The organism is Mesorhizobium sp. M8A.F.Ca.ET.218.01.1.1 (assembly GCF_004791165.1).
Classification (GTDB): Bacteria; Pseudomonadota; Alphaproteobacteria; order Rhizobiales; family Rhizobiaceae; genus Mesorhizobium.
This window is the reverse complement of record NZ_SRUZ01000002.1, coordinates 1-22,417: the sequence shown is the minus strand read 5'-3', so window position 1 is coordinate 22,417 and position 22,417 is coordinate 1. Positions and strand designations below refer to the sequence as shown.

Below are 22,417 nucleotides of genomic sequence, written 5' to 3'. Positions count from 1 at the left end.
GGGCAAGGCGACCGGACCGTGCTGATAACCGGCGCTGCGCGCGGGCTCGGCCGCGAACTCGCGCGGCAATACGCCCAACAAGGCTGGCAGGTGATCGCTTGCGGGCGCGCACATCCGGCCCAAGCTTTCGAGGGTCGCATCGAGTTCCACCCCCTCGACGTCGCCGATCCGGCTTCAATTCTGGATCTTGCCACGCGTCTTGGTGGCAGGCCGCTGGACGTGCTTGTCAACAACGCCGCCATCCGCAGCGGAAACCCTGGCCTGTACAGATTCGCCCCGGACGAATTCCTGAAGGTCATGCGGACCAACACGCTCGGTCCGCTGCTGCTGGCGAGGGCGCTGCGCCCGAACCTGGCCGCGGGGCGCATGGGGGTCATCGCCAATATCGGCAGCCGTGCCGGGTCGATGGCCGAGGGACTGATTGATGATTACGATGACGACTATGCCTACCGTTGCTCGAAGGCAGCGCTCAACATGGCAAGCGCTCAACTGGCGCAGGATTTACGCGTCGACGGGATAACGGTGTTGTCACTGCATCCGGGCTGGGTGAAGACTGACATGGGGGGCGATCAGGCGGTCTTGGCTGTCGAGGACAGCGCGCGGGGCCTGCGCATGGTGATCGACAGCGCCACGATTGAGAATAGCGGCTCCTTCCAGACCCTCGATGGCACGCATATCGGGTGGTAGCCAGATGGTGCTGCCTGTCTACGCCCGATGCCCTCGATATCTCAGTGGGACGTCGTCCGTTCGAGACCCGTCGCCGGCAGGGCTTTGCCCGTCGAGGGGTCGAACAAGCGAAGCGCGGCCTCGTCGAAGGTGAGGCTGCGCTTTTCGCCCTTGGCGACCTGGGCTCGCGGCGGGAGGCAAGCGGTCAGCCGCTGCGTGCCGATCCTGGCCGTCGTGACCAGTTCGGGGCCGGTCAGTTCGACGACCTCGATCTCCACCGGCAATGACAGGTCGGTGGCGGCTCCGGTCGCCACACGAAGCGCTTCCGGCCTGATGCCGACGACCATTTGTGCGCCTTCACGAGCCGCGTTCGCATAGCGTGCCGGCAAGGAGATCCGTACATCGGATTCGGCAATGGCCAGCTTGCCGCCGGTGACGGTGGCCTGCAGCATATTCATCGACGGCGCGCCGACGAAGCCGGCGACATAGAGTGTTGCCGGCTCGTTGTAGATTTCTTCCGGCGTGCCGAGCTGCTCGATCCTGCCGTCACGCATGACGGCGATGCGGCTGGCCAGCGTCATCGCCTCGATCTGGTCGTGGGTAACGTAGACAATGGTCGTCTGCAGCATCTGGTGCAGGCGCTTCAATTCGGTGCGCATCTCCAGGCGCAGCTTGGCGTCGAGATTGGACAACGGCTCGTCGAAGAGGAAGACCTGCGGGTTGCGCACCAGCGCTCGGCCGATGGCGACGCGCTGGCGCTGGCCACCGGAAAGCTGGCTCGGCTTGCGGTCGAGCAGAGCTTCGATCTGCAGCAATCTCGCCGCTTCGTTCACCGCCCTGTCGCGCTCGTCAGTGGCGACGCCGCGCATCTCCAGCCCGAAGCCGATGTTGCGGCGCACGGTCAGGTTCGGATAGAGCGCGTAGGACTGGAAGACCATGGCGATATCGCGGTTTTTGGGGTGGACGCCGAGGATCGAGCGGCCGCCGATCAGCACATCGCCGCTGGTCGCTTCGGCAAGGCCGGCGATGATGTTGAGAAGCGTCGACTTTCCACAGCCGGACGATCCGAGCAGCACCAGGAATTCACCGCTCTGCAGTGCGATGTCGATGCCTTTCAGCGTTTCGACACTGCCGTAGCTTTTGCGGATGCCGCGGATTTCAAGCGCGCTCATGCATGGATTCCCCAGACTGCATCGGCCCGCCATAGGTGCGGGGCAAGGTGGAAATGGCGCGCGAGGCGACATAGGTCGCGGCGCGGAGGCAGACGGACAGCGGCTGTTCCTGCGCCAAAGCGGCCAGGAAGGCGGCATTGAAGACGTCGCCGGCGCCGATCGTGTCGACGACACGGACATCCGGCGCGGCGGCTTCGACAAGCGCGCTATCCGGGCCGATTGCGATGGCGCCCCGCGGCCCGCGCTTGACGACGAAGGTCGCGCCTTGCCTCATGCTGGATCGGATTTCCCGCGCCGCGCCCTCAGGACTCGGCAATCCCGCCAGGGTCACCGTCTCGACTTCGTTGAACAACGCCAGCGCGCAGCGTGACAACCACGCCCTTGTCGCGGCGCAATTGGCCTCGGTCCAGCCATCGATCGGCCAGCCTGTGTCGAGCGCCACTGATATGCCGTGGCTGTCGGCCCAGTCAAAAAATGCATTGTACTCGCGCGTGAGGTCCTCGGTCAGGAAGGAGCCGGAGAGCAGTGCGTAGCCGCCGGAGAGCGCGCTGCCGTCGAGAACGGACAAGACATCCCCGAGGCTGAAGCGGGGCAAATGGCCGCGCGTGGTCAAGAAAGTCCGTTCGCCATCGGGATGGGTCATGCCGACCGACAAGGTCGTGCCTTCGGGACGGACCGGCCATTTCTCGGCACGGGCGCCGAACGCTTCTCGAAGCCAATGGCCGAACTGGTCGTCACCGACATTGGCGGCAATGGCGAAATCGACGCCCAGCGCTTGCCAGGCGAGCCCGGTGTTGCCAGCCTGGCCGCCGACGCGCATTTCGTCATGATCGACGACGGTCTCGGTTCCCGCCTTCGGCCATGGCGCGACCGGGCCGACAATCAGGTCGACATTGACGTTGCCGATCACCGCAAGCGGACGCATCACTCGCTCCTGGTGATCTTGGTGGTGCGCACGGGCGTGCCGGCATTGTCGACGCGGCTGTCGGCGAAGGCGATCATGAGGCGCTGCGCCACCGGCAGCATGGTGAAGACAGCGGCCATCCCTGAAGCGGGTCTGAACGAGAGCGTGACGGCACCGGCGACAGGCGCTTGCCCGGACGCGTCGAAAATGACCAGCGGCGCGCCGGCCTCGATCACTGAAAGGGCCATGGCGGTCACCAGCTCCGACGTGGGGTCGTTGCCGCGAAACAGTATGACGCCGATTTTGGGGCCGAGCATCTCCATCGGCCCGTGCCGCAACTGGCCGCCTTCGAGCGAAAAGCAGGGCAGCCGCGACAGTTCGGTCAGGCCAAGCGCCAGGGCTTCGGCCACGCCTTGCAGGCGGCGGCCGGAGGTGACGATCGTATCCACCTTGCCAAGTGCTGCGAGCGCGGGGGCGACGTCGCAATCCTGCGGAGCCTCGAGCATGGCAAGGGCAGGGGCCGGATCCTCACCCAGAGCAGCCAGGATGGCCAGATGCAGGGCCAGGGTCACGGTCAGGCTGCGTGTGGCGGCGAAAGCCAGCTCGGTGCCGCCGTCGCCGACCAGGCAAGGCGCGGTGCGGGCGAGAAATGAACCGCCTTCGAGCGTCAGGCCGAAAATGTCCGAGCTGCCGCCGGCCCGCGAAAACCATCTGACGACCTCGGCGCTTTCGCCGGATTGCGAGGTCACGATTACGGTGCGGCCCGTGAGCGGCAGTGGCTGGCCAAGCTGTTCGGACAGCGGCAGCGCCAGCGCATCGATGCCGAGCCCGCGATAGAGCGGCTCGACGGCACGCCCCACCGCATGCGAGCCGCCCATGCCAAGCAGGAGCAGACGACCGGTGCGCTTGATGGAAGCTGCGGCCTTCTTCGCCTCGGCCGTGTTCTGCCGGAACGAAGCGATCGCATCCGCGTGCTGGCGCGTCATTTCGCGGTCGATGGCGACCAATCCGGCCGGCCGTTCCTTATCTGCAGTCATCATCATCATCCTTTCACACCGCCGCTGGTCAGGCCCGAGATCAGCGCCCGCTGCATGACAAGGCCGATCAGCACCGGCGGCAAGGCCGCCAGCACGCCGGCGGTTGCGATCAGGCCGTAGTCGGAAACACGGCCGCCGGCCAAATCGGCGATGGCGACGGTCAAGGTCTTGGCGCGCTGGTCGGAGGTGAACAGCAGCGCGTAGAAGAATTCGTCCCACGCCAGCAGCACGGCGAACAGCGCCGATGTCGCCATGACCGGCGCCGCCAGCGGCAATGTGATGATGCGCAATGTCTGGAACAGGCCGGCGCCGTCGATCATCGCCGCCGCCTCGATCTCGCGCGGGATGGAATCGAAGCCGGACCTCATCAGCCACGTGGTGAACGGCGCCAATATGGTGAGATAAACCAGCGCCAGGCCGAAGACATTGTTGAGCAGGCCAAGATGCGACAGGCCCATATAGAGCGGCACGGCGAGCGCCACCGGCGGCAGCATGTAGGTGGCGATGACCATCGACAGCGACCAGCCGATCGCGGGCGTTCGCGATACCGCCCAGCCGGCGGGGATGGCTAAGGCGAGTGCCGCCAGCGTCGCCATGCCTGATATCTCCAGGCTGTTGCGCAGCGATGAGGTGAAGGCGGCGCCCGCGCTGTTTTCGGCCGTCGACAGCAATTGTCGGTAGCGGGAGAAGTCGGCTGCCTGCGGCCACCAGCGCAGCGGCTTGGCGGCAAGATCGGCGGCCGGCGAGATGCTCATGATGAACAGCCAGGCGATGGGCGCCAGGATGATCGCGGCGAGCAGCAGCGCGCAGGCATAAATGAAGACGGTGAAGGCGGGGCTCCTGCGTTCCATCAGGCGGCGCTCCCGGCGGTCTTTCGCACCAGTGCCGCATAGGCGACGGCGAGCAGCGTGACGAGCAAGGTGACGATCAGCGCCAGCGACGCGCCCGAGCCGGCGCGCTGGAAGGAGAAGGCTTCCTGGTAGACGAGGATCGAGAGCGTTCGCGTGGTGTTTGCAGGCCCGCCGCGGGTCATCACCCAGATGATGTCGAAAACCTTGAAGGCCTCGATGGTGCGCAGCACCAGCGCCACCATCAGCGGCCCGGCGAGATAGGGCAGGATGACGAAGCGAAAGCGGTTGAAAGGTCCCGCGCCATCGACGAGCGAGGCGGCGGTGATGTCGCGCGGCACGGCTTGGAGAGCGGCGAGCGCGATCAGCGCCACCAGCGGAAAATTCTTCCAGCAATCGGCGACGATCAGGGCCGCCAGCGCCGTTCCCGGCTCGCCGAGCCAGGAGCGGTAGGCGTCGATGAGATGCAGTTGCGTCAGCGCGGCATTGAGCGCGCCATATTCGGGATTGTAGATCAGCCGCCACAGCGTGGCGTTGACCACGGTCGGCAATGCCCAGGGCAGGATCATCAGGGCGCGCAGGATGGCCCGGCCGCGAAATTCCTGATTGAGCAGAAGGGCGGCGAGGACGCCGATCACCATTTCGGCGGCAACAGAGATGACCGCGAACAATGTCGTGGTCACCAGCGTACGCGAGAAATTCGAGCTCGACAGCATGTTGGAGTAATTGTCTAAGCCGACGAAATCGCCGCCCGTGCCGACCAGCTTGGCGTCGGTGAAGGAAAGGCCGACCGTGTCGACCAGCGGCCAGCCGATGACGGCGACCATGACCACGAGCAAAGGCAGCATCAAGAGCCATGCGCGGGTCGTCATCCAGGTGCTCGACATCGGAGCAGCCTCTCTTCTTTCATCTGTGATCCGGACATAGCACGGGCGGCACTCGCGCATGACCCCGGAAATCGGAGGCCGATTTCCGGAAAGGATCATGCGCAAGATAGAAAGTGCTACAGCGTCTTTTGCGCGTCATAAGGGACGCGACGCTGTAGTGTCGCCCGTATTGAACGACTAGCTTGTCTCAAAGGCCGCTGTTCTGCGCGGCGGTCTTCAGGGCATCTTCCGGCGAAGATGTGCCGAGCAGCGATTCCTGGATGGCCTGCTGCAGCGCGGTCGACAGCTCCTGGTATTTCGGCGTGGTCGGACGCGGATACATGGCTGCCAGACCGAGCTTGGCGGCGGCGATCAGCTCCTCCTGGCCCTTGGTGACGGCCGGGTCGTCATAGGACGAGGCCCAGATCGGCAAAGAGAGCTTGGCGTATTGGTTCTGCGTGGCTTGCGAGGTCATGAAGGTGATGTACTTCCAGGCCTCGTCCGGGTGCTTGGAGACCGCGGTGACGCCAAGGCCCATCGAGCCGTTGACGGCCGACACTTCGCTTGTGCCGGCAACGCCCGGCGCCGGCACGACGCCGACCTTGCCGGCCACCTTCGAGTCCTTCGGGTCGTTGGCCATGTTGTACATGTAGGTCCAGTTCAGCGCGAAGGCGGCGTCGCCGTTTTCGAAGACCTTGCGAACGTCCTCTTCCAGGAATTCCTTGGAATTGGGATTGGTGAGACCCGACTTGTAGCTGTCGACCATGTATTTCAGCGCCAGCAGGCCGCCGCCATTCTGGAAGTCAGGCTTGCCGTCCTTGAGGAAGTCGCCGCCATAGGCGCTGACCAGCGTGGTGTAGTCGCAGATCGCGGCCTCGGCCTGCGACCAGCTCCACGCGATCGGCGTCTTCAGCAGGCCCTTGTCCTGGATCATCTTGGCCTGTGCGCCGAGTTCTTCCCAGGTCTTCGGCGGGGTCTTGATGCCGGCCTTTTCCAGGATGTCCTTGTTGTAGAACAGGTATTTGGTGTCGAGGATCCAGGGCATGCCATAGAACTTGCCGTCATACTGGACGGTGGTCCAGGCGCCCGGCAGCACGCCCTTCTTCATGTCGTCCGTGATCTTCGAAGACACATCGCCCAGCACCTTGTTGGTGGCGTATTCGGCCGGCCAGATGACGTCGAACAGGACGACGTCATAACCGCCGCCCGACCCTTGAGCGAGCACGGTCTTGTCGTGCAGGCCCTCATAGGGGACGAATTCGAGATTGACCTTGACGTCCGGATTGGCCTTGGTGAAGGCATCCGTCATGGCGCGCACGTCGGCCTCGCTGTAGGCGGCCTGCGCCATGAACAGCGCGTTGAGCGTCGTTTCGGCGAATGCGTGGGGGACGAACAGTCCTCCGGCAAAGACGGCGCCGACCAGTGTCTTGGTGATTGTCTTAAGCATTTTCTTCTCCCATTCCGGCGTTGACGGGTCGGCGGTGCCTGCGTTTGGCATCGTCTTCCCGGATCCATGTCGCGCGACCTGATCATCACCGGCTGCCCGTGGCGACAGGCTGGGAGCCTGACCATCTTGTTTTGCGGCGCCCGGCTTACATTAAGTCAACTCGCTTGACTTAATTAGTCGATCAATATTCTAATGGAGTCAAGAGGGGAAAACGCCGATGGACGACATCAGCCCGATCCGCGCCAAAAGCGGCACCAACCAGGAGGGCACCAGCGCGCATAATCGCCGCGTCATGATCGAGGCGCTGCGTCTCAATGGCGCGCTGTCGCGGGCCGATCTGGCGCGGGCGACGCAGCTCACCAAGCAGGCGGTATCCAACATCGTCGAGGACCTGGAAAGCGATGGACTGGTCGTGGCGCTCGATGCGGTGCGCAAGGGCAGGGGCCAGCCGTCGACCCCCTACAGGCTGGTGCCCGAAGGCGCTTTCGCCATCGGCCTGCAGATCGACCGTCACCTGACGCGGGCGGTCGCGGTCGACCTGATGGGCAGCGTGCTGGCGCGCGCCGAGGCGAACCTGCCTTTCAACGAGCCGTCAAAGGGCGTCGAGGTCATCCTGGCCCTGATCGATGGCGTCCGGCGTGAGCTGGCCGGCATCTCCTCGCAGTCGGAGAAACGCCTGGTCGGTCTCGGCGTCGCCATGCCCGGCCCGTTCGGCCTGAAGAATTCGGATGACAAATGGATGATGCCGGCCTGGCAGAAGTTTCCGCTGCTGGACACGCTGGCCAAGGGCACGGGCCTGAATGTCGGCCTGCAGAACGACGCCGCGGCCTGCGCGACGGCGGAGCGCATCGTGGGTGCCGCGCATGGCGTCGACCACGCGGTGTGCCTCTATGTCGGCTATGGCATTGGCGCCGGACTGATCCTCAACGGCGAGCTGTACAGCGGCGGCCATGGCAATGCCGGCGAAATCGGCATGGCGTTGCTGTCGCCGGCCGGTCCGGGCTCGACACCGCTCGAACATCGCGCGTCGCTGGCCTCGCTTTACCAGCATCTCGGTCTCGATCCCGCCGACGAGGACCTCTACGGAAAGATCGGCGCGCTGGCCGCGTCGGGTGACGTGAAGATCATGCGCTGGATCGACGGGGCGGCGCACGACCTGCGCTGGAGCGTGCATCTGATCGAAACCATCTTCGACCCACAGACAGTGATCCTGACCAGCGGCGCGCCGGAAGCGCTGGCGCGCCGGCTTGTCGAGGCGATGCATCCGCTGCTGCCGTCGATCGCCGACCGGCCAAGCCGGACCTTGCCGCGGCTGCAGCTCGGCACCACCGACCCCTGGTCGATCGCGCTGGGCGCGGCGGCGGCGCCGATCAGCCGTGCCTTCGATCCGCTGTTCTCGGCGATCCTGAAGACACGCTCCGGGCCCGCTTGAAAGGGACCGTGCGTCGAAGGCAGAGCCTCGCCCCACGTCACACAGGGTTCATCGTCCGGACATAGCGTCTTTTCCAGTTCTTTGCTGCAATGCAATAGGAGTGGGACATGGTGGACATAGTTTCTAGTGAGGCGGGCATTCCGAGACCAGATCATCCGCTGGATAGTTCTGGCGGCGCGAAGTGGTTCCTGCCGGCCTTCGGGGTGCTGGTGCTGGTCGGCGTGGTCTATGTTGGCTACGCGCTGAGCCAGGACCTGGCGGCGGCCAAGACGGTGCCGTGGATCCTGCTCGGCATCGCCTTGCTGATCGCGCTCGGCTTCGAATTCGTCAACGGTTTCCATGACACCGCCAATGCGGTTGCGACCGTCATCTACACGCGCTCGCTGCCGGCGGAATTCGCCGTCATCTGGTCCGGCGCCTTCAATTTTCTCGGCGTTCTCACCTCCAGCGGCGCGGTTGCCTTCGGCATCCTGTCGCTGCTGCCGGTCGAGCTGATCCTGCAGGTCGGCTCCTCCTCCGGCTTCGCCATGGTGTTCGCATTGCTGGTGGCCGCGATCCTGTGGAACCTCGGCACCTGGTTCCTCGGCCTGCCGGCGTCCAGCTCGCACACGATGGTCGGCTCGATCATCGGCGTCGGCCTCGCCAACCAGTTCATGGCACCCGCCGGCAGCGCCACCAGCGGCGTCGACTGGTCGCAGGCGACCAATGTTGGCGTGACCTTGCTGGTGTCGCCGATCATCGGCTTCTTCGCCGCCGCCATCCTGCTCTATGCGATGAAGCTTCTCGTCCGCAATCCGGCGCTCTACGAGGCGCCGAAGGGCAATGCCCCGCCGCCCTGGTGGATCCGGGCGCTGCTGATCTTCACCTGCACCGGCGTCAGCTTCGCGCATGGCTCCAATGACGGCCAGAAGGGCATGGGCCTGATCATGCTGATCCTGATCGGCGTCGTGCCGACGGCCTATGCGCTGAACCGTACGCCCGACATCAATTATCTCGAAGCCTACAAGTCGGCTTCGGCTAGCGTGGAGACCGCGCTGGGCAAATATGTGAAGCCTGGTGTCACCGTCGCCGATGCGAAGGATGCCAAGGCAGCGGTGCAGGATGCCGTGCGCACCCGGACCTGGAGCGACAAGACGACGGTTGCGTTGCAGACCTACATCCACAGCACAACGGCCGAGCTGCAGCCTTACGCTTCGGTCGATAATGTGCCGACCGATCTGGTCAGCAACGCCCGCAACGACATCTATCTGATCGGCGAGGCGCTGAAATTGATCGACAAGAAGCAGTTGCTGCCGATGGAGGCCGCCGATCTCAAGGCGGTCACCGACTATCACAAGGCCGTCGACAACGCGACGAAGTTCATCCCGATCTGGGTGAAGGTCGCGGTCGCCTTGGCGCTCGGCCTGGGCACGATGGTCGGCTGGAAACGCATCGTCGTCACGGTCGGCGAGAAGATCGGCAAGAGCCACCTGACCTACGGCCAGGGCGCTGCCGCGGAACTCGTCGCCATGGTCACCATCGGCATGGCCGACCGTCTGGGTCTGCCGGTGTCGACGACCCATGTTCTGTCATCCGGCGTCGCCGGCACGATGGCGGCGAACGGCTCGGGCCTGCAGTGGTCGACGGTGCGCAATCTGCTGCTCGCCTGGGTGCTGACCCTGCCGTGCTCGATCGCGCTCGCCTTCGCGCTGTTCATCGTCTTCCGTCAGGTGTTCTGAGCGCCAGACCCTCAAAAGAACGGCGCCACCTGCGGCGCCGTTTCTCTTTGTCGGCCCATCCTGCGAAGACCACTGAGGAGTCAGAGCGTGCGCCTTCCCAAGCGAACGCGCCGCTTCGAACGGTTCAGCTTTCGATGGAATCGTTGGCCGGCTCCAGCCTCACTCCTGCCGCCGCGCAACTTCCGCCCGGCTACGGCGGCGCAGCTGGCGCAGCGACAACACATGCAGCAGGATTGAACTCGGCACCACGAAAGCAGGGGTTAGCACACCCGGATAATCGCCAGCGCCGATGCTCAGCACATCCGGAACGATCAACTGCCACGGGCCGGGCGAGGTGATTATGCCCATGGTGATCGCGACAGCGAAATCGGCAAGGCCAAGGACGTTCCAGAGAGTTGCCGCCCTCCCGCCTCCGGCTGTGCCGTTCGCCACCGCGATCGCCGCCGGCAACGCGAGCAGTCCTGTCAGCATGTCTCCGATGCCTGCTGGCACTGCGAACACGCCGGGCAGCGCACCATGCAGCCACGCCGCGAGAGCCCAACTGCCGAATACGCGGTAGAGCTGAACCGCGACGAGCCAGCTCGCTGGCATCGCATCGAGCACCTGCCCGATCCGCCCAGAGAACAGCAACAGCGGCGCGCCGATGACCACCGGCAGGAAGATGGCCGATGGCAACGCCGGCAAAGCCGTGGCGTCCTGGTGGAAGACGCCATTGATCGCGGCGCTCCAAGCGACGGCGAACCACAGCGTGTCCGCGATCATGATCGCCAACCAGGTCGCGCGACGTTGACCGGGCGTCAGGCTCGTATGTTCGAGGCCGAGCCACAATCCCAGAGCGACGAGCCCGTGAGCCGCGAGCTGGTGGAACGTGGTCGGAACGCCGCTGTCCGGGATCGCCGGCCAACGATAGATCAAGAGTAGCCACAGCGCCGTGAGCGGCACAAACCACAGCAGGCCGCGCCAGGCGTCACGCGATGGAACGACAGCAGGGGAAACGGCTTCGGCGGTCATCGGCGGTACTCCATTGAGCCCAGCGCATTCTGCTGGCGCCCAGATGTAAGCCCGCTCTCCGCGAGCGGCTATCCGCGATAATGTTGATGGCCTATGAAGCAGAGCTTCACAGTTTACGGGCTTCCAGCCGAGCGACCGCTATGCATTTTCCCGAGATTGCTCAGCTTGTGGCGGGTGCAAGTATCAAGTCGGATCTTCGCGATGCAGGTCGTGGATGGTGACGCCATCGGCATTGGTCGGCAGCATCAGCCATTTCTTGTGACGCAGCGTGCGCTCGGTGTCCTCGAGGCCCATCTCCCAATGCTCGCGCATCGAGGTGCCTGAAAACTCGTAGTCCTTGGCGTGACCCTCGTAGCCCTTGTGCTGATAGATCAGGTGGACGATGTTGACGACGCCGGCGTTGGAATAGTCGGCGATCAGCTCCTTCTCGCCTTCCTTGAGCTGCTCCGGCGGCACGCGCTTCAGCGCATCGAGCAGCTTCATCTTCAGCGCATGGATGCGCTCGAAATTGTCGGTGTTCTGCCGCGTGCGGCTCGAATACATGATGTCCTTGTGGCGCGACAGCACGTCGGCCATGCCGCGCGGCAGCACGCCGCGAGCGCTGAACAGATCGACCTGGAACACCAGCGAGGAACGGTCCTCTTCCTGGTCGAGCAGATATTGCAGCGGCGTGTTGGAGACGATGCCGCCATCCCAGTAATATTCGCCCTCGATGCGGATCGAGGGGAAGGCCGGTGGCAGCGCGCCGCTGGCCATGATGTGCTCCGGCGCGATCCGCACCTTCTCGGTGTCGAAATAGACGAAGTTACCGGTCCTGACATTGACCGCGCCGACACTCAGCCGCTTCTTGCCGTCGTTCAGCACATCGAAATCGATCAGGCTCTCCAGCGTGTCCTTCAACTCGGCGGTGTCGTAGAAGCTGGTGGCGCCTTCTGCCCCCGACAGCTGGAACCAGGGATTGGGATTGCGCGGCTTGAAGAAACCGGGCTGGCCCATCGTCATCGTCATCAACGACGAGGTTTGGTTGCGGATGTCGCGGTAGATGTCGCCTTCGGGCGTGTAGGACCAGATCTTGCGGCCAGAAATCGTCTGCCAGAACTGTTCCAGCCGCTGCAACCGGCGGCTCGGTTCATTGCCGGCGATGATCGCGGCGTTGATGGCGCCGATCGAGACGCCGGATAGCCAGCTCGGTTCGCAGCCGGCATCGGCCAGCGCCTGATAGACCCCTGCCTGATAGGCGCCGAGCGCACCGCCGCCTTGGAAGACCAGCGCGATACGGTCATACTGCGCCGTGATTTCCTCGATGGTGGCGGCTGCTGCCTTGTTGCGGGTACGCTCAAGCACTGACTTTCTCCAGCTGGGTTGCGCTGGCAGCGGATCGGCTGTGGTCAGCGAGGTAATCATGTACGACTTCGCCCAGGCCGAGCGTGAGGTCCGCCTTGAAGTGAACCGCCGACACGATGTCGAGCACGGGCAGCTTCGCCACGTCGGCCATGACATGGGGCCGCAGATCGAGCGCGGCCGGCGCGGTCCAGGCTTCCTTCAGCGTGATGTCGGTGAGGTAGTAGCGGACCAGTTCGCAGATGCGCGGCGTGCCGTCGACATGCGGGATGATCTTGATCAGGAAATTGGGGGCGGCGAGCGAAGCGAGCACGGAATCGTGGTCGGCTTCCCGATGCTTGTAGCCCATCGTGCCGGTGGCGCACAGAACGCTGCCATAGTGCAGCGTGCCGACGATCACCTCGCCTTCATGGACGATCTTGGGGTTGGCGAGCTTTTTCGGAAACCCCCACAGCTCACGGCCGCCGGCGATCGGCGCGTCGTCGTCGAGATACATGGAATGGACATAGCCGCCGTGCTGGCCCTTATGGCGTACGGGAATGACCTGACCGGTCTCGGTGTAGTCGCCGAAGCCGGTCGAGTCCGGCATGCGGATGAATTCGTATTTGACCAGCGGCTCATCGATCTCCAATGGCGCCGGCACGACGGCCTCGAGCGCCTCGCGTGTCGTGCGGTAGGTGATGATGATGTATTCGCGGTCGAAGAAACGATAAGGGCCGGGCGGGAAGGAGGGATTGGTGAGCGGCATCGCATAGGCGCGCTTCACGACATCGGCGATTTCCATCCAGGTGCCCCCAACGTTCGAAAATGACCCCGCGCGAATGCGCTGGGAAATATGTTGCATGGCAGCATGACAATGCCGTGTCATCGCCAAGACGCCCTTTCACGAAGCCGGCAAAGGCGGTCGCGGGGCTGTAATCGAGCCGACACATGGCCGTGGCATTGTCTTGTTGCGCCGCACAAACTATCTGCCTCAACACCACTCCCTCCCACCTCTTGCGAGATCTCCCCATGGGTTCCCTGTCTTCGAAGAATGCGCTTGTCACCGGCTCGACCAGCGGCATCGGCCTCGCGATCGCCCGCGCCTTTGCCGCCGAGGGTGCCAACGTCACCATCAATGGCCTTGGCGACGCCGCTGCCATCGAGCAGGAGCGAGCCGGCATCGAGAAGGATTTCGGCGTCAGGTGCCGCTATTCCGACGCCAACATGATGGATGGCGCCGCGGTCACCGCCATGATCCATGACGCGGAAGAGGCGTTCGGCAGCCTCGACATCCTGGTCAACAATGCCGGTATCCAGCATGTGGCGCCGATCGAGGAGTTCCCCGACGACAAATGGGAAGCCATCATCCGCATCAACCTGCTTGCCGCCTTCTACGCCATCAAGGCGGTGGTGCCGGGCATGAAAAGCCGCAAATGGGGCCGCATCATCAACACGGCCTCGGCGCACGCACTGGTCGCCTCGCCGTTCAAGTCGGCCTATGTCTCGGCCAAGCATGGCATATCGGGCCTGACCAAGACGGTGGCCCTGGAAGTCGCCCAGAACGGCATCACCGTGAACGCGATCGCGCCCGGCTATGTCTGGACGCCGCTGGTCGAAAAGCAGATCCCCGACACGATGAAGGCGCGCGGCATGACCGAGGAGCAGGTCAAGCACGACGTGCTGCTGGCCGCACAGCCGACCAAGGAATTCGTCACCGTGGAAGAGCTTGCGGCACTGGCATTGTTCCTGTGTTCGGATGCGGCCAAGCAGATCACCGGCACGACCTTGCCGATGGACGGTGGCTGGACGGCACAGTAGAGCTGGTCGAAACATACCGGCTTCAGGCCGACGCCAGGCGGCGGCAGGAAGGCAGTGCGCGGGCCCATGAAAATCATCCAGCTCTCCGATCCGCATCTGATGGCGCCGGGTGGCCGTCTTCATGGCTCCGATCCGCTCGCCCGGCTGGAGGCTTGCCTGGCCGATATCGGCAGGAACCATGCCGATGCCGATCTGGTGGTGGTATCAGGCGACCTGACCAATGATGGCGAGCGCGCCGCCTATGCGGCATTGAGGCAGACGCTGGCGGGGTTCGTGCCGCCTTGCCGGTTGATGCTCGGCAACCACGACGACAGGGCGCTTTTTCTCGAGATGTTCCCGGAAGCGCCGGCCGGGCGCGGGTTCGTCCAGAGCGTCTTCGATGGCAGCGATGGCCGCCTGATCCTGCTCGACACGCTGGACGCCGGACATGTCGAGGGCAGGCTGTGCGCGGCCCGTCTCGACTGGCTCGACGAGAAGCTGCAGGAAGCGCGCGACCGGCCGGTTTTCCTCTTCATGCACCATCCGCCGTTCCGGATCCACATGCCGGTGCTTGACGAGGTCAGGCTCGGCGACGCCGATGCCTTGCATGACATTCTCCGGCGCCACGGCAATGTCGGCCACATCTTCGCCGGCCATGTCCATCGGCTGATCGCCGGCAGCTGGCGCGGCATACCAGTCAGCACGCTGCGCAGCACCAACCACCAGAGCGCACTGGATTTTTCGGACAGCTGGCGGCTGGGCCATGAGCCGCCAGCCTATGCCGTCATCTTCATCGACGCGGATGGAGTGGTGGTGCATTTCCACGATTTTGGGGCCGGCCAGCCCGAGCCGGTCAAGGGTCCTTGACGAGGCGGCTTTCGCCGCCGCCGAGGTGGGTCTCCCACACATGGTCCGAGATCAGCCGCCGGTACTCCCGGGTCATGACCAGTTTTCTGTGCGAGGCGCCGCCGATGTGAAAAAAAGCGCCGCCCAGCATGCGATGGTCCGCCTCTATCCCACCAAAGTCGAGATCGGCTGCGGTTTTCTGCGCATCCGAAACGTCGTTCTCAGCAAGCCCGCGATACAGCAGCGTCCAGTTTCCGCCGCCGGTGTCCATTCCGCTGACAAAACGCGGTGTGAAGTCCAGGTCCAGTCCTTGCACGGCGCTGAAGCGGAAGAAGCAGAACCCAGCCCACATGAACCAGGCTTCAGGGTCCGCTTGCGCTGGGCGCTTTGAGCCGTAGACGACTTTTCCCTCCATCATTGCGGGAATGTCCACGCGGGCGATCGGAAAGCAGTCGTGATCCAGAAATCCGAAAAGCTCCGGCCGCAATGGCCGAACGACGTTGTGGAAGATCCAGTTCATGGAAATCCCGTGCGACCGGTTGGGATGGCCTTCCCGATTCCGAGGCAAACCGAAATAAGTGACTTTTCGCTCCCTGCAGATGTCCGCAATACGCACCCTGGCTGATCGATCGGATGAATTGTCAACGACGACCAGCGTCATTCCCGAGGAATACAAATGCCAGGCGCGGGTGAGCGCATCGATGACCCAGGGCGTATTGAAGGCAATGACAAAGCAGAAGCGCTGGGAGCCGGTTTGCCGCAACTCCTCGGCGAATTTCAGGCCTTCGGGAATGCCGCGCGCGCGAAAATCACGCTCAATCAATGCGTTGCGAAAAGCCTTGACCTTTCTGACAGGCCAGTTGTGGTTCAGCAGATCAACAAGGCCCTTGGCCGGCTTCCAACTCATGCAAACTTCGCCATTGCTCCAAAATCGGATGCCTGCTCATAAGACGAAGCCCATCTTCCCACAACCCTGGTCTTGAACCGCGAGAATTCGCGACCACCGGCTGGTCCGTACACGCATGCTGTATTTCAACCTGATCTGGTCGCGGGCGCTATCAATCGCGACATCGTAGCGCTAAAACGCCATCCGGGTTCTGCACGGGGTTGATATGTTTGTTGCGATCTTTCGCGCATTGCGCGCCATTCCCTTCATTGCTGCAAGTATTGCGCCGTAAAGCAGATAGCCCAGGACCTGGTGGCGCATTGCCGAGTATGACAGGGCCATCGGCGTCAGGAATCGCTTGGCGGTTCCCTCCACCACCCCGCGGCGCGCCGCGATGCGCCTGGCGAGCGCCTCATGCGACTGCGTGTAGGCCTCTGGATCGCCCGTCGTGCCGGACGAGAAGATCAGGAAGGCCGGACTAGCGTCATCCATCGCGGCGGCGTTGGCGTCGAATCCTGGCGCCGAGGCCGATTTCCAGCCGGCGTCGAAAAGCGCGTTCGGATATGCCTCGTCGCCCGGCATGGCGCGGCTTTCGAAAACCATTTTCAGGCCGAAGTCGCGGGCCTGCCTGGCACGCTGGCTCCTGGGGGTTCGAAAATCGACAACGACGGGGGTGGCGCCGATTTTCCAGCAGGCAAGGATGGACAGCACCACGTCGATGTTGTCGACCATGGCAAGGCCGACGCGGTCGCCCGGCCCGATGCCCGATGCGCCGAAATTGGCGGCAAGATGCCCTCTCTGCGCCAGCGCCTGGGCATAGGTGAGCGGTCGCTGACCATCGCGACCTTGTCGCCATGGGCGGCGAAGGCCTCCAGTATCTGCCGGCCAAAACTCATTGGCGATGCGGGTTCTTGCGTACGGCCCCGACCCGGGCGGAGAGGAACGTGATGATCTCCGCGTCGATCGCATCCATGTTGGCCTTGCGGAATTTGTTGTGCGTGCCCGGCATGACGACCGTCTTCACGCTGGCCTTGTCGGAGGCCCAGCCCTTGTAATCCTTCACGGTCGTGGCGCCCCATTCCGAACTGGCGAGAATGAGGATGTCGCAGGGATAGGACGAGGGCACAAAGCCGGCAGCGGTCTGCAGCAGCGCGCTCTTGTAGGCTTTCTTGCGCAGATGCCGCCCCAGACGTCTCTGTCCGAGGCGACCGTCTTCAGCGTGTCGCGCAACAGGCGCCAGTAGATCACCTTGCGGGCGATATCGCGCCGCCTTCTCTCGGTGAGGCGATCGTCGGGCATTGGTTCCAGCCAGGCCGAACCTGGCGATGGCGGATCGATGAGCACGATCGCCGGCCGTTTGCCCGTCGCCTCGTGGCCCAGCCGGCCGACCTCGATCGCCAGCAAGCCACCCACGCATATGCCACCGATGATCTCGGGATGCCTGCCGGTCACCGAGGTCAGGGCTTCAAAATAGTTGGTGCCAATTTCGGCCATGGTGGAATAGGGCGTCTCGCCGGGTTCCGTGCCCATGCCGCGCACGGCCATGATCGCGTATCTGTCTTTCAGACGCCTGCTGAAGCGATTGGCGAACAAGGCCGAGCCGGTGATGCCGTGGATCATCGCGATCGGCTCCTGGCCGACGCTGCCGGACACCGGCACGATCAGTTCGCGGGCCGGATGCTCCGGTACCAGCGACGCGATCAAGCGGCCGAATTCGCGCGGTGTCTGGGCTTCGAGCAGGACCGAGGTCTGCAATTTGACGCCGAACCGCTTCTGCACGGCAAGCACCAAAGTCTCCGCCATCAGCGAATCGCCGCCGAGATCGAAGAAATTGTCGTCGAAGCCGACTGCCGGTACGCCCAACTCCGTGGCGAAGATGCCGGCAATCGCATGGGCCGGGCCATCGCCTGGCACTGCCACAGGTCCAACCCGTTGTTGCACGTTCATCGGAAGCCCCTAACCGATGCATGTTCACTGCCAACGCTTTTACGCAGGCTCCTAACAAGTATCCTGTGCGCCATGGGACGGGACGCACGCGCGCCGCCATTGCGTGCAGTCTCGTCACGGCAATGTGGAATTACGCGGTTTGCCGGCTCTCCACCGGCTTTTTCTGCTGTGCTGCACGCATTGTGAAAGTGCTGCAAAAACACGCAGATTTTGGACATTAGTCTTGACAGAAATACAGATGTTCAATACCCGTCAGGCAATTGAACAAGCCTGCATTATGGGAGGATGAGCGGTATGGCTTCCAATGTTTCGTTGACGGGCCTTGCTCGCGATCTCGAGGAACGCGGCAAATCGGGCAAGCCGATCCGCATCGGCCTGATCGGGTCGGGCGAGATGGGAACCGACATCGTCACCCGTGTCGCCCACATGTCGGGCATCGAGATCGGGGCGATCTCCGAGCTGAACCTGCCTGCCGCCAGCAAGGCGGTGGACATAGCCTTCCAGGAAACCGGCCATGCGCGCGAAGTGTCGAACGCTTCGGCGATGACGGCTGCCATGGAAGCCGGCAAGGTGGCGGTCACCAATGACGCCAGCCTGGTCATCAACAATGATCTTATCGACGTCGTCATCGATGCCACCGGCGTTCCCGCCGTCGGCGCCGAGATCGGTTTGCGCGCCATGGAGCATGGCAAGCATCTGGTGATGATGAATGTCGAGGCCGACGTCACCATCGGCGCCTATCTGAAGAGCGAAGCCGACCGGCTCGGCGTCACCTATTCGCTGGGCGCCGGCGACGAGCCGTCCTCCTGCATGGAGCTGATCGAATTCGTCTCGGCGATGGGCCATCCGATCGTCGCCGCCGGCAAGGGCAAGAACAATCCGCTCAACATCGACGCCACGCCGCCCGCCTATGAGGAAGAGGCCAGGCGCCGGCACATGAACGTGCGCATGCTGGTCGAGTTCGTCGACGGCTCGAAGACCATGGTCGAGATGGCGGCGATCGCCAATGCCACCGGACTGGTGCCGGACAAGGCTGGCATGCATGGCCCTGCGGCGACGCTTGGCGAGTTGAACAAGGTCCTGGTGCCGCAGAAGGATGGCGGCGTCCTGTCCAGGGTCGGCGTCGTCGACTATTCGATCGGCAAGGGCGTCGCGCCGGGCGTCTTCGTCGTCGCCGACATGTCCCACCCGCGCATCTCGGAGCGCATGGAAGATCTGAAGATGGGCAAGGGCCCGTACTTCACCTTCCACCGCCCCTATCACCTGACTTCGCTCGAAGTGCCTCTGACCTGCGCCCGCGTCGTGCTCTACGGCAAGGCCGACATGGTGCCGCTGGCCAAGCCGGTGGCCGAAGTGGCCGCGGTTGCCAAGAAGGACATGCAGCCGGGCGAGAAGCTCGACGCGATCGGCGAATATTGCTATCGCGCCTGGATCATGACGGCGCCGGAAGCGCATGCCGTCAGGGCCATTCCCTGCGGCCTGCTGCAGGGCGGTTCGGTGACGGCGCCCGTCAAGAAGGGTGAGTTGATCACCTACGCCAATGCCACCCCGGCTCCGGGCTCCAAGATCGCCGAACTGCGCGCCCGCCAGGACAAGCTCGTCTACGGAACCGTGGAGGCGTGATCATGGCCGGAGCCAGCAAAGCCGTCGCGGACAGCCGCGCCAACCTGCCTTTCGTCTATCGCCAGTACAGCGCCGAGCAGTTGAAGCAGGTGCTCTACAAGATGTACCTCATCCGCCGCTTTGAAGAGGGCGCAGAGGAAAGCTACACGCGCGGCCTCATCCACGGCACCATGCATCTATCGATCGGCCAGGAGGCCAGCGCCATGGGCATCTGCATGCCGCTTGGCGAGGATGACCAGATCACCTCGACGCATCGAGGCCATGGCCATTGCATCGCCAAGGGCGCGGAAGTGAAGCGCATGTTCGCCGAGTTCTTCGGCAAGACCACGGGCTACTGCAAGGGCCGCGGCGGTTCGATGCACATCGCCGATGTCGCCAAGGGCAATCTCGGCGCCAACGGCATTGTCGGCGGCGGCATTCCGATCGCGGTTGGCGCCGCGCTGTCCTCCAAGATGATGAAGACCGGCAAGGTGGTCGTCTCCTTCTTCGGCGACGGCGCCAACAATGAGGGCGCCTTCCACGAGGCGCTCAATATGGCGGCGGTCTGGAAGCTGCCTGTCATTTTCGTCTGCGAGAACAATGGCTACGGCATGTCGACATCGACGGCCCGGTCGACCGCGGTCAAGAACATCGCCGACCGTGCCGCCGCCTATTCGATGCCTGGCGTCATCGTCAACGGCAACATCTTCTCCGAGGTCGCCGAGGCTTCGTACAAGGCGGTCGAGCGGGCACGCGCGGGCGAGGGGCCGACGCTGATCGAGTCCAAGACCTACCGCCATCGCGGTCACTCCAAGAGCGACCGCAACCGCTACCGCACCAAGGAAGAGATCGAGGACTGGATGTCGAACCGCGACCCGATCACGCTGTTCGAGAACGAGTTGCGGGAATTCGGTTTCATCGACGACAAGGGCATCGAAGCCATCCGCGACGCGGTGGCGCAAGAGATCGCCGACGGCATCGAGTTCGCCAAGGCGAGCCCCTCGCCCGACGTCAGCGAGACCGGAAATTACGTGTATACGGAGCAGGCGTGATGGACGCGATGGTGCGTGAACTGAGCTACGCCCAGGCGATCCAGGAAGCTATGGCGATCGCCATGGACATGGACGAGCGCGTCTTCCTGATGGGCGAGGATATCGGCGTCTATGGCGGCGCCTTCCAGGTCACTGGCGACCTGGTCGATCGTTACGGCGCGGACCGGGTGCTGGACACGCCAATCTCGGAACTGGGTGGTGCTGGCGTCGCAGTCGGCGCTGCCGTCACCGGCATGCGGCCGATCTTCGAATTCCAGTTTTCGGATTTCGCCACGCTCGCCATGGAGCAGATCGTCAACCAGGCCGCCAAGATGCGCTTCATGCTGGGCGGCGAGGTTTCAGTGCCTGTCGTCATGCGCTTCCCTGCCGGCTCCGGCACGGGGGCCGCCGCGCAGCACAGCCAGAGCCTGGAAGCCTGGCTCGGCCATGTGCCGGGACTGAAGGTCATCCAGCCGGCGACACCCTATGATGCCAAGGGCATGCTTCTGGCTGCTGTCGCCGATCCCGATCCGGTCATGATCTTCGAGCACAAGCTGCTCTACAAGATGAAGGGGCCGGTGCCGGAAGGCTATTACACCGTGCCGATCGGCAAGGCCGACATCCGCCGCGAGGGCCGCGACCTCACCATAGTCGCCACCTCGATCATGGTGCAGAAGGCCCTTGACGCCGCCGCCACGCTGGAGGCCGAAGGCATCGACGTCGAAGTCGTCGACCTCCGGACCATCCGGCCGATGGACAAGCAGACCGTCATCGACAGCGTCAAGAAGACGTCGCGGCTGATGTGCGTCTACGAAGCCGTCAAGACGCTGGGCATCGGCGCCGAGGTCAGCGCCATGATCGCCGAGAGCGAGGCGTTCGATTATCTCGATGCGCCGATCGTGCGACTGGGCGGCGCGGAAACGCCGATCCCCTACAATCCGGAGCTGGAAAAGGCCACGGTGCCGCAGGTTCCCGACATCATCATCGCCGCGCGCGACCTCGTGAAAGGGGTTCGCTGAGAGATGCCGACCGAAGTCATTCTTCCCAAGGTCGACATGGACATGGCGACCGGACAGATTTCGCGCTGGTTCGCCGAGGAAGGCGCTCAGGTCAAGAAGGGCGACGTGCTGTTCGAGATCGAGACCGACAAGGCCGCGATGGAGATCGATGCGCCTGCCAGTGGCGTGCTTCGCGACGTGACCGGCAAGGAAGGCGTCGATATTCCGGTCGGCGCGCCGGTCGCCTGGATCTATGCCGACGGCGAGGCTTATGGGACCAAGCAGGACTCGGCGCCAGTCTCCCCCCTCGCGACGAAGCACGATGTCCTTTCAACTGCCGGGAGCGAGGCGCCCCCCTTCGCCCTGCCGGGCATCTCCCCCACAAGGGGGGAGATCGGCCAATCGCCGTCGGGCGCACGCGCGACACCGTTGGCTCGCCGCTTGGCGCGCGAGGCGGGTCTCACCCTTTCAGCCATATCAGGCACCGGCCCGCATGGCCGTGTGGTCAAGGCGGACATCGATGCGGCGATTGCCAAGGGCGGCGCCAGGGAGGCTCCGGCGGTCGCTCCCGAAGCTCCTGCCGCATCTGCGCCGGCAGTAAAGGCGATGTCGGACGATCAGGTGCTGAAGCTGTTCGAGCAAGGCTCTTATGAACTCGTCCCGCACGACAATATGCGCAAGACCATCGCGCGGCGCCTGGTCGAGGCCAAGACCAGCATCCCGCATTTCTACCTGACGCTCGACTGCGAGCTCGATGCACTGCTTTCGCTGCGCACGCAGCTCAATGCGGCGGCACCGGTGAAGAAGACCGACAAGGGTGAGGCGCCCGCCTACAAGCTGTCGGTCAACGACATGGTGATCAAGGCGATGGCCATGGCGCTGAAGG

Annotated in this window: 22 protein-coding genes; 9 read left to right on the top strand and 13 right to left on the bottom strand. The window is 63.9% G+C overall.

The window, feature by feature from the left end; translation table 11 throughout:
* Positions 1 to 18 precede the first annotated feature (18 nt).
* Entirely contained in the window at positions 19 to 687 is a 669-nt protein-coding gene (locus tag EN861_RS06485) for an SDR family oxidoreductase (protein WP_127872024.1), read from the top strand.
* A gap of 41 nt (positions 688 to 728) precedes the next feature.
* Here EN861_RS06485 and ugpC read toward each other — a convergent pair whose 3' ends face one another.
* The 6 genes from ugpC to EN861_RS06455 form a co-directional block, all read right to left on the bottom strand.
* The gene (gene ugpC / locus EN861_RS06480; protein WP_135863042.1) at positions 729 to 1,838 is read right to left on the bottom strand and encodes a sn-glycerol-3-phosphate ABC transporter ATP-binding protein UgpC; all 1,110 of its coding nucleotides are present in this window, start codon (positions 1,836 to 1,838) and stop codon (positions 729 to 731) included.
* Positions 1,825 to 2,763 (bottom strand): PfkB family carbohydrate kinase, encoded by a 939-nt coding sequence (locus EN861_RS06475; RefSeq protein ID WP_135863040.1) that lies wholly within the window; start codon positions 2,761 to 2,763, stop codon positions 1,825 to 1,827. Before EN861_RS06475 ends, ugpC begins: the two co-directional genes overlap by 14 nt.
* Positions 2,763 to 3,785, bottom strand: coding sequence for an SIS domain-containing protein (locus EN861_RS06470; protein ID WP_127278692.1), 1,023 nt, complete (start codon positions 3,783 to 3,785; stop codon positions 2,763 to 2,765). The genes EN861_RS06475 and EN861_RS06470 overlap by 1 nt, the downstream gene beginning before the upstream one ends.
* Complete coding sequence (locus EN861_RS06465; RefSeq protein ID WP_135863037.1) at positions 3,785 to 4,630, bottom strand: carbohydrate ABC transporter permease; 846 nt, start codon at positions 4,628 to 4,630, stop codon at positions 3,785 to 3,787. Before EN861_RS06465 ends, EN861_RS06470 begins: the two co-directional genes overlap by 1 nt.
* Positions 4,630 to 5,514 carry a sugar ABC transporter permease gene (locus EN861_RS06460; RefSeq protein ID WP_127278694.1) on the bottom strand — a complete coding sequence of 295 codons (885 nt, stop codon included), beginning with the start codon at positions 5,512 to 5,514 and terminating at the stop codon, positions 4,630 to 4,632. The genes EN861_RS06465 and EN861_RS06460 overlap by 1 nt, the downstream gene beginning before the upstream one ends.
* A 187-nt stretch (positions 5,515 to 5,701) precedes the next feature.
* On the bottom strand, positions 5,702 to 6,940 hold the full coding sequence (locus tag EN861_RS06455) for an extracellular solute-binding protein (protein WP_135863035.1): 1,239 nt from the start codon (positions 6,938 to 6,940) through the stop codon (positions 5,702 to 5,704).
* 217 nt (positions 6,941 to 7,157) lie between these two features.
* Between EN861_RS06455 and EN861_RS06450 the strand changes: the two genes are divergently transcribed.
* Together EN861_RS06450 and EN861_RS06445 are read left to right on the top strand one after the other, a co-directional pair.
* Positions 7,158 to 8,372 (top strand): ROK family transcriptional regulator, encoded by a 1,215-nt coding sequence (locus EN861_RS06450; protein WP_127278696.1) that lies wholly within the window; start codon positions 7,158 to 7,160, stop codon positions 8,370 to 8,372.
* A 107-nt stretch (positions 8,373 to 8,479) separates the two neighbouring features.
* Positions 8,480 to 10,090: an inorganic phosphate transporter gene (locus tag EN861_RS06445; RefSeq protein WP_135863033.1), complete on the top strand. Its 1,611-nt coding sequence runs from the start codon at positions 8,480 to 8,482 to the stop codon at positions 10,088 to 10,090.
* A gap of 159 nt (positions 10,091 to 10,249) precedes the next feature.
* Here EN861_RS06445 and EN861_RS06440 read toward each other — a convergent pair whose 3' ends face one another.
* From EN861_RS06440 to EN861_RS06430, 3 genes are all read right to left on the bottom strand, one after another.
* Positions 10,250 to 11,101, bottom strand: coding sequence for an MFS transporter (locus EN861_RS06440; RefSeq protein WP_135863031.1), 852 nt, complete (start codon positions 11,099 to 11,101; stop codon positions 10,250 to 10,252).
* Between the two features lie 183 nt (positions 11,102 to 11,284).
* Positions 11,285 to 12,445 (bottom strand): patatin-like phospholipase family protein, encoded by a 1,161-nt coding sequence (locus EN861_RS06435; RefSeq protein WP_127280248.1) that lies wholly within the window; start codon positions 12,443 to 12,445, stop codon positions 11,285 to 11,287.
* The gene (locus EN861_RS06430) at positions 12,438 to 13,226 is read right to left on the bottom strand and encodes an acetoacetate decarboxylase (protein ID WP_127280247.1); all 789 of its coding nucleotides are present in this window, start codon (positions 13,224 to 13,226) and stop codon (positions 12,438 to 12,440) included. The genes EN861_RS06435 and EN861_RS06430 overlap by 8 nt, the downstream gene beginning before the upstream one ends.
* 227 nt (positions 13,227 to 13,453) lie before the next feature.
* Here EN861_RS06430 and EN861_RS06425 point away from each other — a divergent pair, with 227 nt between their 5' ends.
* Both EN861_RS06425 and EN861_RS06420 read left to right on the top strand, forming a co-directional pair.
* Entirely contained in the window at positions 13,454 to 14,242 is a 789-nt protein-coding gene (locus tag EN861_RS06425; RefSeq protein WP_135863028.1) for a 3-hydroxybutyrate dehydrogenase, read from the top strand.
* A gap of 66 nt (positions 14,243 to 14,308) precedes the next feature.
* On the top strand, positions 14,309 to 15,088 hold the full coding sequence (locus EN861_RS06420) for a phosphodiesterase (protein WP_135863026.1): 780 nt from the start codon (positions 14,309 to 14,311) through the stop codon (positions 15,086 to 15,088).
* Here EN861_RS06420 and EN861_RS06415 read toward each other — a convergent pair.
* The 4 genes from EN861_RS06415 to EN861_RS06405 all read right to left on the bottom strand — a co-directional run bounded on the left by EN861_RS06415 (position 15,075) and on the right by EN861_RS06405 (position 17,900).
* Positions 15,075 to 15,974, bottom strand: coding sequence for a hypothetical protein (locus tag EN861_RS06415; protein ID WP_135863024.1), 900 nt, complete (start codon positions 15,972 to 15,974; stop codon positions 15,075 to 15,077). The two genes, EN861_RS06420 and EN861_RS06415, sit on opposite strands and share 14 nt — an antisense overlap.
* A 171-nt stretch (positions 15,975 to 16,145) precedes the next feature.
* Positions 16,146 to 16,922, bottom strand: coding sequence for a class I adenylate-forming enzyme family protein (locus EN861_RS06410; protein ID WP_245512006.1), 777 nt, complete (start codon positions 16,920 to 16,922; stop codon positions 16,146 to 16,148).
* The gene (locus tag EN861_RS36075; protein WP_245512005.1) at positions 16,846 to 17,016 is read right to left on the bottom strand and encodes a hypothetical protein; all 171 of its coding nucleotides are present in this window, start codon (positions 17,014 to 17,016) and stop codon (positions 16,846 to 16,848) included. The genes EN861_RS06410 and EN861_RS36075 overlap by 77 nt, the downstream gene beginning before the upstream one ends.
* Positions 17,013 to 17,900 carry an acyl carrier protein gene (locus EN861_RS06405; protein ID WP_245512004.1) on the bottom strand — a complete coding sequence of 296 codons (888 nt, stop codon included), beginning with the start codon at positions 17,898 to 17,900 and terminating at the stop codon, positions 17,013 to 17,015. Before EN861_RS06405 ends, EN861_RS36075 begins: the two co-directional genes overlap by 4 nt.
* Positions 17,901 to 18,194: 294 nt before the next feature.
* Here EN861_RS06405 and EN861_RS06400 point away from each other — a divergent pair, with 294 nt between their 5' ends.
* From EN861_RS06400 to EN861_RS06385, 4 genes are all read left to right on the top strand, one after another.
* On the top strand, positions 18,195 to 19,523 hold the full coding sequence (locus tag EN861_RS06400) for an NAD(P)H-dependent oxidoreductase (protein WP_135863021.1): 1,329 nt from the start codon (positions 18,195 to 18,197) through the stop codon (positions 19,521 to 19,523).
* Positions 19,524 to 19,525: 2 nt separating this feature from the next.
* Positions 19,526 to 20,554 (top strand): thiamine pyrophosphate-dependent dehydrogenase E1 component subunit alpha, encoded by a 1,029-nt coding sequence (locus EN861_RS06395; protein WP_127279553.1) that lies wholly within the window; start codon positions 19,526 to 19,528, stop codon positions 20,552 to 20,554.
* Positions 20,554 to 21,552, top strand: a complete 999-nt coding sequence (locus EN861_RS06390) for an alpha-ketoacid dehydrogenase subunit beta (protein WP_127279552.1) — start codon at positions 20,554 to 20,556, stop codon at positions 21,550 to 21,552. The genes EN861_RS06395 and EN861_RS06390 overlap by 1 nt, the downstream gene beginning before the upstream one ends.
* Before the next feature lie 3 nt (positions 21,553 to 21,555).
* The coding region (locus EN861_RS06385; RefSeq protein WP_135863019.1) for an E3 binding domain-containing protein at positions 21,556 to 22,417 on the top strand (862 nt) is incomplete at its 3' end.